The 13,556-nt window shown below is 63.9% G+C and carries 14 protein-coding genes; 9 read left to right on the top strand and 5 right to left on the bottom strand.

Annotation, left to right across the window (positions count from 1 at the left end):
• Positions 1-105 precede the first annotated feature (105 nt).
• From dapD to ACEWPM_RS14900, 3 genes are read left to right on the top strand one after another with little or no spacing between them, the layout of a single operon-like run.
• Entirely contained in the window at positions 106-933 is an 828-nt protein-coding gene (dapD, locus tag ACEWPM_RS14910; protein WP_393962839.1) for a 2,3,4,5-tetrahydropyridine-2,6-dicarboxylate N-succinyltransferase, read from the top strand.
• Between the two features lie 52 nt (positions 934-985).
• Positions 986-2,014 (top strand): sodium:calcium antiporter, encoded by a 1,029-nt coding sequence (locus ACEWPM_RS14905; RefSeq protein WP_393962838.1) that lies wholly within the window; start codon positions 986-988, stop codon positions 2,012-2,014.
• Positions 2,015-2,063: 49 nt separating this feature from the next.
• The gene (locus ACEWPM_RS14900) at positions 2,064-2,462 is read left to right on the top strand and encodes a hypothetical protein (RefSeq protein WP_393962837.1); all 399 of its coding nucleotides are present in this window, start codon (positions 2,064-2,066) and stop codon (positions 2,460-2,462) included.
• Here the strand turns inward: ACEWPM_RS14900 and ACEWPM_RS14895 are convergent.
• Complete coding sequence (locus ACEWPM_RS14895) at positions 2,459-3,544, bottom strand: Hint domain-containing protein (protein ID WP_393962836.1); 1,086 nt, start codon at positions 3,542-3,544, stop codon at positions 2,459-2,461. The genes ACEWPM_RS14900 and ACEWPM_RS14895 overlap by 4 nt on opposite strands.
• A 1-nt stretch (position 3,545) precedes the next feature.
• A complete protein-coding gene (locus tag ACEWPM_RS14890; RefSeq protein WP_393962835.1) occupies positions 3,546-5,135 on the bottom strand; it encodes a Hint domain-containing protein in 1,590 nt (529 codons plus the stop codon).
• 285 nt (positions 5,136-5,420) lie between these two features.
• Between ACEWPM_RS14890 and dapE the strand changes: the two genes are divergently transcribed.
• The 3 genes from dapE to rnr are packed head-to-tail and all read left to right on the top strand — an operon-like array spanning position 5,421 to position 9,468.
• Positions 5,421-6,575 (top strand): succinyl-diaminopimelate desuccinylase, encoded by a 1,155-nt coding sequence (dapE, locus tag ACEWPM_RS14885; RefSeq protein ID WP_393962834.1) that lies wholly within the window; start codon positions 5,421-5,423, stop codon positions 6,573-6,575.
• Complete coding sequence (locus ACEWPM_RS14880; protein ID WP_393962962.1) at positions 6,575-7,156, top strand: TIGR04282 family arsenosugar biosynthesis glycosyltransferase; 582 nt, start codon at positions 6,575-6,577, stop codon at positions 7,154-7,156. Before dapE ends, ACEWPM_RS14880 begins: the two co-directional genes overlap by 1 nt.
• 38 nt (positions 7,157-7,194) lie before the next feature.
• Positions 7,195-9,468, top strand: coding sequence for a ribonuclease R (rnr, locus tag ACEWPM_RS14875; RefSeq protein ID WP_393962833.1), 2,274 nt, complete (start codon positions 7,195-7,197; stop codon positions 9,466-9,468).
• Between the two features lie 3 nt (positions 9,469-9,471).
• Here rnr and ACEWPM_RS14870 read toward each other — a convergent pair whose 3' ends face one another.
• The 3 genes from ACEWPM_RS14870 to ACEWPM_RS14860 all read right to left on the bottom strand — a co-directional run bounded on the left by ACEWPM_RS14870 (position 9,472) and on the right by ACEWPM_RS14860 (position 11,334).
• Positions 9,472-10,545 carry a 5-(carboxyamino)imidazole ribonucleotide synthase gene (locus tag ACEWPM_RS14870; protein WP_393962832.1) on the bottom strand — a complete coding sequence of 358 codons (1,074 nt, stop codon included), beginning with the start codon at positions 10,543-10,545 and terminating at the stop codon, positions 9,472-9,474.
• A complete protein-coding gene (purE, locus tag ACEWPM_RS14865; protein WP_393962831.1) occupies positions 10,538-11,026 on the bottom strand; it encodes a 5-(carboxyamino)imidazole ribonucleotide mutase in 489 nt (162 codons plus the stop codon). The genes ACEWPM_RS14870 and purE overlap by 8 nt, the downstream gene beginning before the upstream one ends.
• Positions 11,027-11,109: 83 nt before the next feature.
• Entirely contained in the window at positions 11,110-11,334 is a 225-nt protein-coding gene (locus ACEWPM_RS14860; protein WP_393962830.1) for a YdcH family protein, read from the bottom strand.
• Positions 11,335-11,503: 169 nt separating this feature from the next.
• On the opposite strand from ACEWPM_RS14860, the gene ACEWPM_RS14855 reads away from it, so the two are divergent.
• The 3 genes from ACEWPM_RS14855 (at position 11,504) to ACEWPM_RS14845 (ending at position 13,173) form a co-directional block, all read left to right on the top strand.
• The gene (locus ACEWPM_RS14855; protein WP_393962829.1) at positions 11,504-11,923 is read left to right on the top strand and encodes an Hsp20 family protein; all 420 of its coding nucleotides are present in this window, start codon (positions 11,504-11,506) and stop codon (positions 11,921-11,923) included.
• Between the two features lie 24 nt (positions 11,924-11,947).
• Positions 11,948-12,175 (top strand): DUF1150 family protein, encoded by a 228-nt coding sequence (locus ACEWPM_RS14850; protein ID WP_393962828.1) that lies wholly within the window; start codon positions 11,948-11,950, stop codon positions 12,173-12,175.
• Between the two features lie 128 nt (positions 12,176-12,303).
• Positions 12,304-13,173, top strand: coding sequence for a hypothetical protein (locus ACEWPM_RS14845; RefSeq protein WP_393962827.1), 870 nt, complete (start codon positions 12,304-12,306; stop codon positions 13,171-13,173).
• Positions 13,174-13,556 lie beyond the last annotated feature (383 nt).

Raw genomic sequence — 13,556 nt, 5'->3', positions numbered from 1 at the left:
TGTGCGCGGGAAGTGGCTTGCATCTTCATTTTCTTTTGCTGCATTGCGCGGCGCGGCGCCTGTGCCTATACGCGAAGGCGGGAAAAACGCTTGAGGAGTGCCGCAATGTCCAACGCGCAGCTGGAAACCGCAATCGAGGCCGCCTGGGAGGCGCGCGATACGATCAATTCCGCTACCGGCGGCGAGACGCGCGAGGCGATCGAGGCGACGCTGAGCGCGCTGGACAGCGGCAAGCTGCGCGTGGCCGAACGCGGCGACGATGGCACGTGGCACGTCAACCAGTGGGCCAAGAAGGCCGTCCTGCTGGGGTTCCGCATCAAGGACATGGAGCCGCAATCGGGCGGCCCGCAGGGCGGCGGCTGGTGGGACAAGGTCGACAGCAAGTTCAAGGGTTGGGGCGAAACCGAATGGACCGACGCCGGCTTTCGCGCCGTGCCTAACTGCATCGTGCGCAAGAGCGCGTATATCGCGCCGGGCGTGGTGCTGATGCCGTCCTTCGTCAATCTGGGCGCCTATGTGGATAGCGGCACGATGGTCGATACCTGGGCTACGGTCGGCAGCTGCGCGCAGATCGGCAAGAACGTCCACCTCTCGGGTGGCGTCGGTATCGGCGGTGTGCTCGAGCCGATGCAAGCGGGGCCTACGATCATCGAGGATAACTGCTTTATCGGAGCGCGCTCGGAGGTGGTTGAGGGCTGCATCGTGCGCGAGGGCAGCGTTCTGGGTATGGGCGTCTATATCGGCCAGTCGACCAAGATCGTGGACCGCGAAACGGGTGAGTTCACCTATGGCGAAGTGCCCGCCGGGTCGGTCGTCGTCTCGGGCTCGATGCCGTCCAAGAACGGCGTGAACCTTTACTGCGCGGTCATCGTCAAGCGGGTGGATGCACAGACGCGCTCCAAGACGTCGATCAACGAGCTCTTGCGCACCTGATGTTTTCGGGCGCGGCGGGAACCCGCGGCGCCCGCCGCCGCGTTGACAGGGCATGATTGCCGCTCTGCCGCTGCCCTATCTGCTGATCGCGACGTTCCTTGCAGGGGCTGCCGTGGTCGGCGCGTCGATCCGCGCGACACGGCTGGCCGATATCATCGCCGACCGGTCGCGCATGGGCGAGGCGCTGATCGGCGGGCTTATCCTGGGCGGGGCCACGTCGATCGCCGGGGTGATCGTATCGGTGGATGCCGCCGCCTCGGGCGATGCCAGCTATGCCTTTTCCAATGCCGTGGGCGGGATTGCTGCGCAAACGCTGTTTCTGGCGGTGGCGGATCTGTTGCATAAAGGCACGAATCTGGAACACGCGGCTGCCGAGCCGGCGAACCTTTTTCAGGCCGTGATGCTGATCATCCTGCTCAGTATGCCGCTGGCGGCGATCGCGGGGCCGGATCTGGCCTATCTTGGGGTGCATCCCGTGTCGCTCCTGCTGTTCGGGGCCTATCTTTTCGGTGTGCGCCTGTCCGCCGAGGTGCGCGAGCGGCCCATGTGGGAAGCCGTGGATACCGATGAGACGCGCGAGGATGCGCCCGAGGATCCCGAGGAGGCGCGCCGCTCGGTCCAGAAACCGGCGATGATCTTTGCCGCGTTGGTCCTGGTGATGGCTGTGGGCGGCTGGGTGATCGGGCAGTCGGGGCAGTCGCTGATCGCGCGCTATGGCCTGGCCTCCAGCCTCGTGGGCGCGCTGGGCACCGCTGTCATCACGTCGCTGCCCGAGCTGGTGACTACCCTTGTCGCTGTGCGGCGCGGGGCGCTGCAACTGGCCGTGGGCGGCATTATTGGCGGCAATACGTTCGACACGCTGTTCCTTGTAGGAGCCGATATCGCCTATCGCGACGGCTCTATCTATCACGCGGTCGAGCAGAATGATCTCTATTGGTTGGCGACGGGATTATTAATGACTTCGGTCCTGCTGGCCGGGCTGATCGTTCGCCAGCGGCAGGGCCCAGCCCGGATCGGCATGGAGAGTGTGGCGTTGATGGCGATCTATGCGACCGCATTGGGTGTCGAGCTGTTTGGTTAAGCGATGCCCGGCGATTGACCGCACGCTGCTGCCGCTCTAGAGCGATGCCATGACAAAATCAGACAAAGCCACGGATAACGTCAAAGGCAAGCCCAAACGGCAGGAGGTCTATACCCTCCTGGTCGAGATCGGGCGCAAAACCGGTGACGGCCTGCCCAAGAGCGCCACTGGCGCGGCCCTGCTCATCTACGCCAGCGGCGTGGACGAGGCGGAGGCCGTGCGCGAGACGGTCGCGATCCTCAAGCAGGCCGATACCGCGCCCCTCGATGTCAGCGGCTACGGCACACTGGCCGAGCGCGAAGAGGGCGGCCACGAGATCGGCGAAGAAGACCGCGCGCTGATGCAGCGGGCATTGGATGAGAACGCGGTGATCGTTGCGCAGATGACGCCCTTCTTCGATGACGCGGGCCGGGATGAGGCGCTGGATCTGGACCCGGGCGAGGCTTAGGCCGCGCGCCGCATGGCAAGGGTGCGGGCTTCAAACGGCTTCAGCACCGGCCAGATCGGGCGTGCATGTTCAGGCAGGCGCGCCGCGTCAAGCCCGCCGAGGGCCGAGGCGGCCAGCGCGTCGCGGTCGCGGCGCAGGCGCCCGATGTAAAGGCTCTCGACCGGGCATCCGCCAGCGATGATGGCCTGATGCTCGGGCAAAAGGATCTGGTGATAGGTCACGAGGTCCGGTCCGGTGGCATGATAGGCAGACGAGCCGTTGACGAGGTGGCGCGCCAGCACCAGGGCGGCCTCGGTGCCGAACATGTACTCCACCTCGCTTCCGCCGATCACCAGCCTCTGATGCGGCGCTATGACGATATCTCGGCGCAGCCCGAAGAAGGGCGCGCGCAGCCGGACAGGTCGCAGCGAGCCATAGGCGGGCACGCATTGCGATACCATCCGCAGGATCGGCACCACGTCTCCCGACGCGGTCAGCACCGTATCGCCGCGCTTGAGGCGCGACACGGGCACCTCGCCGCGCGGGGTGGCGATGGGCACGCCGCCTGTCAGGCCCGGCATGGCGCCGATCGGCTCGATCCGGTCCGAGACGGCGACAAAGCTGACATCGGGGTCCATCACGCGATGCGCGGGGAAACGAGTCAACATGCGCAGGTCCTCCAGCGCGACCGGATGGCCCGGCGCCACTGGCGCGCGGCGGATCATCCCGCTGGAAAGATGTTTGAGCGTCAGCATCCCGCCCTCGGCCGCGTCATCCCAGGCATAGCGCACCCGGACCTGATCGCTGCGCCCGTCGAGATCGTGGTTCAGTGCGGCGTGTCGCACGTCATTGCCCAACTCGTCGATCAAAACGATCCCGCCGCTGGGTACCACCTGCAGCGACAGCGTCCCGCCCTCGGGCGCCGCACGGCGAAAGCTGAGCAGGGTTTGCGGGCGCGCATCTGGCGAGAGGTACGTGTCGATCAGGATCGTGCCCGCATGGGCGGTGCCGGTCAGGGGCTGCGCTTCGGATTGCGGCGTATGGCCCAGTCCTGCGGCGTCGAACCTGCCGCCCTCGTGATTGGCGATGCCGATCCAACCCATGTCAGGCCGCCCGTGTCCCGGCCATCAAGAGCTGGGCCTCATAGCGTTTGAGGGTGCGGCGCGCGGCGGGGCTGTAGCCTGCTCCGGTTTCGGGGCAAAGCTGAGGAAAGATCGCGCATATCTCCTCGACCATTTGGGCCTCGAAACTGCGGGCCGTCTGCGGGCCGGGAAGGAAGCTCTCGGTCTCGAGCCCCTCGGAATAGACCACCTGGTGGCGGTCAAAGAGGATGTGCACATATTCAACTTCGCCGCCCGGCACGCGCTGCACCGAGCGGTCATTGACCAGATCGCGCGCCGCCACCAGCACCTCGCCCTCGCCAAAGAGAAGCTCGGCCAGGCTGTCGCGGATCAGAACGCGGTGCAGCGGCGACAGCGCCAGTGCGCCATGATCGCCGAAGGTGCCCGCTTTGATGTGAATAGGGGCAAAATCGCCCGTCGCCGCGATGCGCCGTCTGCCAATCCAGCGTAGCGGCTGCGCGCCGTCGTCGCGGGTTATCACCATGTCGCCCGGAACCAGCGTTTCGACCGGCTTTTCCCCATCAACTGTGCGGATCATGGTGCCCGCAACAAAGCACGGCACGCTATCGACCAGGACAAAGCCGGTATCGCTGATTCCGGTGGAATTCTCGACGGTGTAGGTAAAGGCGAACTCTTCCTCATCGCCATCCCCGGTCAGACCCAGCGTTCCGTCGGCATTGAGCTGGACCGTCTGTCCACTGTTCAGGGTGACGGAATCGCCGACGCTGACAGCCTGCCCGTTGATGTGGGTGATCGTCAGGCTGCCGCTGCCATTGTTGGTATCGTTGGCCAGCACATCCAGCGATTTCGAGCCGAAGGGATCCAGCTTGGTCGTGTCGTCGAAGGCCAGAACCGAGCTTTGGATACTGCCGCCCGCGATGATCAGCGTGCTATCGTAATTGGAGTCCGTCACATCCGCGATGCCGATGCGGAGCGAGTTCGTCTGACCTGGGATCACCGGAATCTTGAGGGTGAGATTGACGGTAAAGCCGTCCATCTCGGTATTGTACTGGTCGCTTGTGTTGTCGATGAAGAGGTTGCCGTTGGAGCCGGCATTGAGGTTGTTTGGATCGACATCGCCATCGCCGACGCTCAGTTGAACCTGTTGGCCGTTGATCCAGACCCCGACGAAATCCTGAAACGCGCCCACCGCGTATTCCGGATACTCATCCGAGGAAAAGACGAACTGCATGGTCAGCATATCGCCCGAGGGCGTGAAATCGACATCGATGTAGGAGGCGTCATAGGTCGGCGCCCCTGCAGCGTCGTCGAAAGAGTCTACGCCGTTGGGGCCGCTCGAATTTGTCGTCTGGTTCGTGCTGGTGTTTGAGCCGCCCTGCCACCACCGGCTGCTGCCTGTGAAGCCGCGCAGATCTCCCGTCGAGAACATGACACCCGTATTGCCAGGCATCACGCCCGGTGAAATCGTGTCGCCATTGCTGTAGATACCCGAGCTGTCGTTATCACCTGTATAAGTGGCGCTTTCGATGATGATGTCGGGGCCGAACATCTCCTGCGCCATTTCCATGGCGCTCGCGCCTCTGTCGATGGGTATTTCCGTGCCGCTAACCATATGCCGTCCCCAAGTTCCAGGCCGAGACGGACGCAACAGGCACGGGGCCGCAAAGATGATCAGCGCAGCCGTTTCACGGGTGCCAGCTGGCGCCCTGTGATGTCGGGGACTGCTCGTGCCCCCTATGCCTTATGTGCCCTGCCTCGGGTCTTTGATTTTTATGACCCCGAGAATACCCATCTTTTGCCGCGAAGTTAACTTTTTTCACGGCGATCGCGCGGAATTTGCAAAGACGCTGCAACCGGGATAGCCATTCGCCCATCACAACCGCATCCCGAGGCCCCCATGACCCACACCCCCATCGACCCCGCCGAGCTGACCGCAGCGCTGATCCGCTGCCCTTCCGTGACCCCCGAGGAGGGCGGCGCGCTGGGCTTGCTGGAGGATCTGCTGAGCCAGGCGGGCTTTGCCTGCTGGCGCGTCGATCGTGGCGGAATTGCCAATCTATACGCACGTTGGGGTGCAAAGGGCACGGCGCGCAGCTTCGGCTTCAACGGGCATACAGACGTCGTGCCTCTGGGTGACGAGGCGGCCTGGACCGTGGCGCCCTTCGGTGCCGAAGTGAAGGACGGCATGATGTGGGGACGTGGGGCGACGGATATGAAATCGGGGGTCGCGGCCTTTGCCGCCGCCGCCGTGGATTTCGTGCAACAGACGCCCCCCGATGGGGCCGTGATCCTCGCCATTACGGGTGATGAGGAGGGCGATGCGCTGGACGGCACCACTGCGATTCTGGACTGGATGAAGGGCAAGGGCGAGGCGATGGATGTCTGCCTTGTGGGCGAGCCGACCTGCCCCGAAGAGATGGGCGACATGATCAAGATCGGGCGTCGAGGCTCGCTGAGCGCGTGGATCACCGTCACCGGCAAACAGGGCCATTCCGCCTATCCGCACCGCGCGGTCAATCCGCTGCCGGCAATGGCGCGGCTGGTGGACCGGATCAGTTCGCACACGCTCGACGAGGGGACCGATCATTTCGACCCCTCGACGCTGGCGGTGGTCACCATCGACACCGGCAATGCCGCGACCAACGTCATCCCCGCGGCGGTGCGCGCGACGGTGAATATACGCTACAATGACATCCACAGCGGCGACAGCCTGACCGAATGGCTGCAGGGCCAGTTGGATGCCATCTGCGACGAGATGGGCGTCACCGGCGAGTTGAAAGTGAAAAACTCCGGCGAGGCGTTCCTGACGCCGCCGGGCGATTTCTCGGACCGGATCGTGCGCGCGGTCGAGGCCGAAACGGGGCGCAGTCCCGTCCTCTCCACCTCGGGTGGCACCTCGGATGCGCGGTTCGTCAAGAATCATTGCCCAGTCGTGGAATGCGGCCTTGTCGGCAAGACGATGCATCAGGTGGACGAGAATGTGAGCATCGAGCAGATCCACCAGTTGAAGGCGATCTACGGCCGCATCCTGCGCGATTACTTCGCCGGATGATCCGCCCGACGCTGGTCGTCATGCTGAAAGAGCCGCGCCCGGGCCGTGTAAAATCGAGACTGGGCAAAGATATCGGTATGACCGTCGCCGCCTGGTGGTTTCGCCACCAGACCGCGCGCCTTCTGCGCGAGGTCGAGGATCCGCGCTGGCGGGTAGTGCTGGCGGTCGCGCCTGATCGCGAGGGAAGGACCAGCCGGGTGTGGCCTGCCCATCTGTCACGTGTGGGTCAGGGGCAGGGCGATCTGGGCGCGCGGATGGCGCGGCTTATGCGCGGCGTGGGGCGCGGCCCTGTCTGCATTATCGGGGGCGACATTCCGGGCATCCGACGCGCCCACATTGCCCGCGCCTTTGACGCGCTGGGCGGACACGAGGCCGTCTTCGGCCCCGCGCCAGATGGCGGCTATTGGCTGATCGGGCTAAAGCGCAGCCGAGCCATTCCGTCAAGTTTCCTTAAGGGCGTGCGCTGGTCTACCGAGCATGCCTTGCAAGACAGCATCGCCACCCTGCCAGGCGCGCGCATTGCCCAGGTCGATACCCTGCGTGACGTTGATACCGTCGCCGATCTGGCCTCCTCTGAATAGCTGTTTCGGCGGCCTCGGCGCCGTGATACGCAGTGGAAATGAACCAGATGCCCACCAAAGCCGAGATCCTGCAATGGATCGAAAATAATCCCACCCTCGGCGCCAAGCGCGAGATTGCCAAGGCGTTTGGCATCAAAGGCGCCGCGCGGATCGACCTCAAGCGCATCCTCAAGGAGCTCGAGGCCGAGGGCCATCTGGAAAAGCGCAAGAAGACCTATCGCGATCCGGATCGCCTGCCGCCCGTCAGCGTGCTGCAGGTCATGGGCTCGACGCCCGACGGCGACCAGTTGGCGAAGCCTTTGGAATGGCATGGCGAAGGCGTCGAGCCGGTGGTGCTGCTGATGCCACGCGCCTCCGATCCAGCGCTTGGCGAGGGCGAGCGCATCCTCGCCAAGCTCCAGCAGGTCAAGGGTGAGGCGTACCATTATGAGGCGCGTCTGATCCGGCGCATCGGGCATACCCCGCTCAAGGTGCTGGGCATCTTTCGCAAGGGTGCCGAGGGCGGGCGCATCCTGCCCATCGACAAGGGACAGGGCAAGGAATGGCAGGTCGACGCCGCGCAAACAGGCGGCGCACAGGATGGCGAGCTGGTCGAGGCGGAAGCTGCAGGGCCGAAGGGCCGCATGGGCTTGCCGCGCGCGCGCATCACCGCGCGGCTGGGTGATCCCTCGGGGCCGCGCGCCGTTTCGCTCATCGCCATCCACCAGCACGGCATCCCTGATAATTTCCCCGAGGCCGTGATCGCCGAGGCCGACGCGCAAAAGCCTGCCGGCCTCAAGGGCCGCGAGGATCTGCGTCACCTGCCGCTGGTCACCATTGATCCCAGTGACGCGCGGGACCATGACGACGCCTGCTATGCCCATGCCGACGACGCGCCGGATAATGCGGGCGGCCATGTGATCTGGGTCGCCATCGCGGATGTGGCCTATTACGTGACGCCGGGCAGCGCGCTCGATACCGAGGCGCGCAAGCGGGGCAATTCCAGCTACTTCCCGGACCGCGTTGTGCCGATGCTGCCCGATCGCCTTTCGGGCGATCTCTGCTCGCTGCACGAAGGCGTGCCGCGCGCCTGTATCGCCGTGCGGATGCGCATTGATGAGTTCGGACACAAGCTGGACCAGAGCTTCCACCGGGGCATCATGCGCTCGGGCGCATCACTGAATTATCAGGAGGTGCAGGCGGCGATGGATGGCCAGCCTTCCGAGCGCTGCGCCGAGATGATGGACGACGTGATCCGCCCCCTCTACGCTGCCTATGACGCGCTGAAACACGCGCGCGGCACGCGCCAGCCGTTGGACCTGGACCTACCCGAGCGCAAGGTGATGCTGAGCGAGGAAGGCAAGGTGATCAGCGTCAATTTCACCGAGCGGCTGGATGCGCACAAACTGATCGAGGAATTCATGGTGCTGGCCAATGTCGCCGCCGCCGAGACGCTGAATGAAAAAAAATCGCCGCTGCTGTTCCGGGTCCACGAAGAGCCTTCCGAGGACAAACTGGACGCGCTGCGTGAGGTCGCCGAGGCGGCGGGGCTGGTACTGGCCAAGGGGCAGGTGCTGCGCACCTCGCATCTGAACGCGCTCCTGCACGGCGCGGCGGGCACCGACCATGCCGAGCAGATCAACATGAGCACCCTGCGCGCCATGACACAGGCTTACTACGCGCCCTTGAACTTCGGCCATTTTGGCCTCGCCCTGAAATCCTACGCGCATTTCACCTCGCCCATTCGGCGCTATGCGGACCTGATCGTGCACCGGGCGCTGATCTCGGCCCATGGCTGGGGCGATGACGGGCTGACTTCGGCGGATGAGGAGCAGCTGGAGGGCACGGCCAAGCATATCTCGGACACCGAGCGACGCAGCATGATGGCCGAGCGGGACACGAATGACCGTTACCTGGCGTCGTTCCTGTCGGAGCGCGTGGGCGAGGAATTTACCGGCCGCATCAGCGGCGTGGCCAAATTTGGCGCCTTCGTGCGGCTCGATGAGACGGGCGCCGATGGCCTGATCCCGGTGCGCAATATCGGCAACGAGTATTTCCATTTCGACGCGGATACAGCCACGCTGATGGGCGCGGATTCGGGGCGCATCATCACGCTGGGCCAGCGTGTCACGGTCAAGCTGGCCGAGGCGCTGCCGGTCACCGGCGGTATCGCGCTGGACCTAATATCGGTCGAGGGCAAGGAAATGCCCGAAGGCGGCCGAGTCGGCGGGCGTGGCCGTGGCCGTGGCAAACCGCCCAAGCGCAAGCTGGGCGCGGCGAAGAAGAAGGCGGCCAAGACCGGGCGAAAAGTGGAGCGCAAGCGGCGCGGCTAGGCGTTACGCCGGGCCGGTCACGCGGTTCACATGGCCCATCTTGCGGCCTGGCTTCACCTCTGCCTTGCCATAGAGATGCAGCGCGCAGCTGCCATCGCGCGCAAGTTCCGGCACGCGGTCCATGTCGCCCCCGATCAGATTCTCCATCACCACGTTGGAGTGACGCTTGCCATCGCCCAAAGGCCAGCCTGCGACGGCGCGGATATGCTGCTCGAACTGGTCGACGGTGCAGCCGTTCTGCGTCCAATGCCCCGAGTTATGCACGCGCGGGGCGATCTCGTTCACGATGAGGCCTTCGGGCGTGACAAACAGCTCGACCCCCATGACACCCACGTAATCCAGCTTGTTCAGGATCTGTGCGGCCAGAAGCACCGCGTCGCTGCGCTGCGCAGGGGTCAGTTTGGCCGGGATGGTGGTGGTGCGCAGAATGCCGCCCTCATGCACGTTCTGGCCGGGATCATAGGCCGACACATCGCCTGCCGCATTGCGTGCGGCGATCACCGACACCTCGTGACTGAAATCGACGAAGCCCTCGTAAATGGCCGGGGCACCGTTCATATCGGCCAGCGCGGCCTTGGCATCATTGGGGTCCTTCAGCCGGGCCTGCCCCTTGCCGTCATAGCCAAAGCGGCGCGTCTTGAGGATCGCGGGCAGCCCGATCTCGGCCATCGCCTCGGTGATGTCGACGTCATCATCGACAGCAGCGAAAGGCGCTGTCTTGAGGCCCAGATTGTTGAGAAACGCCTTTTCCACCAGCCGGTCCTGGCTGACGCGCAGCGCCTGTCGGTCGGGGTAGACGGGCCGCAGCTTTTCCAGAATATCCAGCGCGGAAGTGGGGATATTCTCGAATTCGTAGGTGATGATGTCGCAGGCATCCGCAAAGATACGCAGCGCGCCCTCGTCCTCGTAAGGCGCAGCGATATGACGGTCGGCGACATGGGAGGCGGGGCAGCCCTCGCCCGGCTCGAAAATACAGGTCTTGAACCCCAGCCGCGAGGCCGCGACCGAGAGCATGCGGCCCAGTTGACCGCCTCCCAGGATACCGATGGTCGCGCCGGTTTTTAGCGGTTCAGTCATTGGATGGCTCCTCGGGGATGGAGGCCGAGAGGGCGGCGCGCCAGGCGTCCAGCCGCTGGGCCAGCTCCGCGTCGCCATTGGCGAGGATCGCGGCGGCCATGAGGCCCGCATTGGCGGCACCCGCCGCGCCGATGGCCATGGTGGCGACCGGGTAGCCCTTGGGCATCTGAACGATAGAATAGAGGCTGTCGACGCCCGAGAGCGCCTTGGTTTGAACCGGCACGCCGATCACCGGCACGCGCGTCTTGGAGGCCATCATGCCCGGTAGATGCGCCGCGCCCCCGGCTCCCGCGATGATCGCCTTGAGCCCGCGCGATGCCGCCTCGGCGCCATAGGACCAGAGCCTGTCGGGCGTGCGGTGGGCCGACACGATGCGCGTCTCGTAAGGCACGTCGAGCGCGTCCAGAATGTCCGCCGCTTCCTTCATCGTGGGCCAGTCCGACTGGCTGCCCATGATGATCCCGACCTCGATTTTTGGCATCCTGCGCCCCCTCATGAATCAGGCGCGAACCATAGGCGGGCCGGGCTGGGGCGTCTACCACCACTGCGCGGCAAAACGCGCGATCAGGCGATGATATCGGGCAGGAGGCGGTCCTCGATATAGGCGATGCGGTCCTTGAGGCGCAATTTCTGCTGTTTCAGGCGCTTGATCGTCAAAGGATCGCGCACGGTGCGCTCTTCCAGCGCCTCGATCGCAATGTCCAGATCGCGGTGCTCGCGGCGAAATTGCTCAAGCTCGACGCGCAGCACGTCGTCGGATTTCATTGCAAGTTCGCTATAGGCATTCATGAGGCGTGATTCCTGACCGTGATGGACCGCGCGAGTTTACGCCGAAAACCGCCTACCGCCTAGCCCTTGCACCGCTGCGCACGAGCGCCCATATTCTAGATCAAGGCGCCGCCGCCGATGCATGGGGCGGCGCTATACTGACCAGTCGCTTGACGCAAGGACGTGGCACATGACGAAACTGACGCTGGGGGCGCACCCCTATATGCTGGGGTTCGACCAGCTGGAAAGGCTGCTGGAGCGCAGCGCAAAATCCGGGAATGAAGGGTATCCGCCCTTCAATATCGAGCAGACTTCCGAGAATTCCTATCGCATCACGCTGGCCGTTGCAGGCTTCGGCGACGAGGATCTGTCGGTCACGGTCGAGGATCGCCAACTGGTGATCCGGGGCCGCCAAGGCGCCGATATGGGAGAGCGGATATTTCTGCATCGCGGCATCGCGGCGCGGCAGTTCCAGCGCAGCTTCGTTCTGGCCGACGGGGTCGAAGTAGGTGCAGCGCTTATGGAGAACGGGCTTTTGCATATCGACTTGACCCGCGCCCAACCCGAGACAGTTGTTCAGACGATCAAGATCAACAAACGGGGCCAATAATAGCCGTCTAAAGGAGGCAATATCATGGATACCGAATTTGAATTTCCGCATGAGGCGGGCCACCGCATCGCCTACGTCCGCTCGGTCGCGGTCGAGGATCTGCCGGAGGACGTACAGAGCCAGGTGGGCGATTTGACCACGCTTTACGCCGTGCACAGCGAAGAAGGCGAGCGCCTCGCGCTGGTCAGCGACCGCAAGATGGCCTTCGTGCTGGCGCGCCAGCATGATCTGGAGCCTGTGACGGTGCATTGAGGATAGCGCCGGGGGTGAACGGCGCATTAGTATTTTCGCCAAGGTGAAGATTGGGGCGCGCATGGGCAGGTTGCCGGTGCGCGCCCCGTCGCGTATGGGAGGGGCGGTTTTCTCTGCGGAGCGATGAAATGTCCCAGCCTGCGCCCAAGGTGGCGGTCCTGCCCCACGACATGAAGCTGGGCGTGCGGCCTGGCCGTATCGCGCTGGAACGGCTCATCTGGCCCTTGGGCGCGCCCGAGGGGATCAAAGACCAGACGCTGGCCGATCTCGAGCCGCGCGACCATCTGATCGTTTTCCCCCGCAAATCACTACACTGGCGCCCCGGTTTTGGCATCCGCGCGCGCGTGTCGGTCATGGTGCTGGAGCCTGAGGCGATCCACGGCGGCCAGTTGAACTCGCTGCGCCGCTCGCATGGAAGGTTCTACAAGGTGCTGAGCCATAATGACGCGTTGCTGTCCGAGATCCCGAACGGCGTATTTTTCCCTTTTGGGAGCACTTGGGTGCCCGAATGGCGCGATCTGGATACGTCCAAGACCCGGATGATGTCGCTGATCGCGTCTGACAAACGCTCGCAGGAAGGGCATCGGCTGCGTCATGCGATTGTGGATTGGGCGCGCGGGCAAGACATGGATCTGGACGTGTTGGGGCGTGGCTATACCCCCTTTGCCGCAAAAGCGGATGGGCTGGCCCCCTATCGGTACTCGGTAGTTATCGAGAATGTGCGCGAGGCAAATTATTTCACCGAGAAGCTGGTGGACGCGGTCTTGTGCCGCTGTGTGCCGATCTACTGGGGCTGTCCCAATATTGGCGACTTCTTTGACACGTCAGGCATGATTCTGTGCAAGAGCGAGGCCGAGGTGAAGGCCGCAATGGAGGCCGCATCCGCCCAAGACTTCGAAGCGCGCGCACCCGCTGTGGTCGCCATGCAGGATACGGCGGCGGAGTACGGCGATCTTTACGGGCGTGCGGCCCGTGCGGTGCTGGGCGAGGGAGGTTGAATGGCGGCTTCGAGCCCAAAATGCTTGATGGGGCTGTAATCGAACCATAAGTTCTAAATGTCGGTGGAGCATGAAGAAATATGGAAATTGTTTTGGGCGCTCTTATCGATTGGCTTCAAAGAACTCTGAAAAATTTCACCTTTTTGAAGTGGTGCCTAACAATCGTGGTATTTTCTTTTGGCTGCTGGCTTGCCTACACCGAGTGGGCATATTGATATTTCGGCATAAAATCTGAACGGCAGCAAAGTCCGCATAACTGCCGTCAGCATGGCAAAGGCCGCATCCTCGAATGCGGCCCCTTAATTCACCCCGCGATCAGGCCCATCTGTTCGAGTTTGAGCACGACCTGGTGGGCGCAGTTGTCGACGTCGACATTTTCGGTT

Source organism: Roseovarius maritimus (genome assembly GCF_043355895.2).
Lineage (GTDB): Bacteria > Pseudomonadota > Alphaproteobacteria > Rhodobacterales > Rhodobacteraceae > Roseovarius > Roseovarius maritimus.
This window is presented reverse-complemented; position numbering and strand designations above follow the sequence as displayed.

What these genes read in the sequence shown, in the direction of transcription:
- dapD (WP_393962839.1), top strand. Translation starts at nt 106, where the DNA reads ATGTCCAACGCGCAGCTGGAAACCGCAATCGAGGCCGCCTGGGAGGCG.
- ACEWPM_RS14905 (WP_393962838.1), top strand. Translation starts at nt 986, where the DNA reads ATGATTGCCGCTCTGCCGCTGCCCTATCTGCTGATCGCGACGTTCCTT.
- ACEWPM_RS14900 (WP_393962837.1), top strand. Translation starts at nt 2,064, where the DNA reads ATGACAAAATCAGACAAAGCCACGGATAACGTCAAAGGCAAGCCCAAA.
- ACEWPM_RS14895 (WP_393962836.1), bottom strand. Translation starts at nt 3,544, where the DNA reads ATGGGTTGGATCGGCATCGCCAATCACGAGGGCGGCAGGTTCGACGCC.
- ACEWPM_RS14890 (WP_393962835.1), bottom strand. Translation starts at nt 5,135, where the DNA reads ATGGTTAGCGGCACGGAAATACCCATCGACAGAGGCGCGAGCGCCATG.
- dapE (WP_393962834.1), top strand. Translation starts at nt 5,421, where the DNA reads ATGACCCACACCCCCATCGACCCCGCCGAGCTGACCGCAGCGCTGATC.
- rnr (WP_393962833.1), top strand. Translation starts at nt 7,195, where the DNA reads ATGAACCAGATGCCCACCAAAGCCGAGATCCTGCAATGGATCGAAAAT.
- ACEWPM_RS14870 (WP_393962832.1), bottom strand. Translation starts at nt 10,545, where the DNA reads ATGACTGAACCGCTAAAAACCGGCGCGACCATCGGTATCCTGGGAGGC.
- purE (WP_393962831.1), bottom strand. Translation starts at nt 11,026, where the DNA reads ATGCCAAAAATCGAGGTCGGGATCATCATGGGCAGCCAGTCGGACTGG.
- ACEWPM_RS14860 (WP_393962830.1), bottom strand. Translation starts at nt 11,334, where the DNA reads ATGAATGCCTATAGCGAACTTGCAATGAAATCCGACGACGTGCTGCGC.
- ACEWPM_RS14855 (WP_393962829.1), top strand. Translation starts at nt 11,504, where the DNA reads ATGACGAAACTGACGCTGGGGGCGCACCCCTATATGCTGGGGTTCGAC.
- ACEWPM_RS14850 (WP_393962828.1), top strand. Translation starts at nt 11,948, where the DNA reads ATGGATACCGAATTTGAATTTCCGCATGAGGCGGGCCACCGCATCGCC.
- ACEWPM_RS14845 (WP_393962827.1), top strand. Translation starts at nt 12,304, where the DNA reads ATGTCCCAGCCTGCGCCCAAGGTGGCGGTCCTGCCCCACGACATGAAG.